Here is a 1155-nt window from a genome sequence, read left to right as displayed (position 1 = left end):
AGTTCTGATCCAGAGTACCACGAGACACGTGAAACCTTGTGGGAAGCAGGGAGGACCACCTCCCAAGGCTAAATACTACCTGATGACCGATAGTGAAGAAGTACCGTGAGGGAAAGGTGAAAAGAACCCCGGGAGGGGAGTGAAATAGAACCTGAAACCGTGTGCCTACAACCGGTCAAAGCCCCTTATGAGGGTGATGACGTGCTTTTTGTAGAACGAGCCAACGAGTTACGGTATGTAGCAAGGTTAAGTACTTAAGGTACGGAGCCGAAGGGAAACCGAGTCTTAATAGGGCGACTAGTTGCATGCCGTAGACCCGAAACCGGGTGACCTATCCATGGCCAGGTTGAAGCGGGGGTAAAACCCCGTGGAGGACCGAACCACGTTGCTGTTGAAAAAGCATGGGATGAGCTGTGGATAGCGGAGAAATTCCAATCGAACTCGGAGATAGCTGGTTCTCCTCGAAATAGCTTTAGGGCTAGCGTCGGATATGAGTAATGGAGGTAGAGCACTGAATGGGCTAGGGGGCATATCGCTTACCGAACCTTATCAAACTCCGAATGCCATATACTATTAGTCCGGCAGTCAGACTACGAATGATAAGATCCGTGGTCAAAAGGGAAAAAGCCCAGATCGTCAGCTAAGGTCCCAAAGTGTAAGTTAAGTGGTAAAGGATGTGGGATTTCTAAGACAACTAGGATGTTGGCTTAGAAGCAGCCACTCATTTAAAGAGTGCGTAATAGCTCACTAGTCGAGAGATCCTGCGCCGAAAATGTCCGGGGCTCAAACTTACCACCGAAGCTACGGGCTCAAGATTACTTGAGCGGTAGAGGAGCGTCGTAATCGGGCTGAAGTCGTACCGTAAGGAGCGGTGGACTGATTACGAGTGAGAATGTTGGCATTAGTAGCGAGATGTAAGTGAGAATCTTACAGGCCGAAAATCTAAGGTTTCCTGGGGAAGGCTCGTCCGCCCAGGGTTAGTCGGGACCTAAGCCGAGGCCGAAAGGCGTAGGTGATGGACAATTGGTTGATATTCCAATACCACTATTATCGTTATTATCGATGGTGTGACGGAGAAGGATAGGATGTGCTAGCGATTGGAAATGCTAGTCTAAGCATTTAGGGAGTTAAGATAGGCAAATCCGTCTTAACAAT

General features: G+C 48.9%; 1 rRNA gene. It reads left to right on the top strand.

Annotated elements, in window-relative coordinates:
* Window positions 1-1155 (top strand): 23S ribosomal RNA (locus BN6774_RS00015); the annotation flags it as partial.

It is taken from the genome of Clostridium nigeriense, from assembly GCF_900086595.1.
GTDB lineage: Bacteria > Bacillota > Clostridia > Clostridiales > Clostridiaceae > Clostridium > Clostridium nigeriense.
This window is presented reverse-complemented; position numbering and strand designations above follow the sequence as displayed.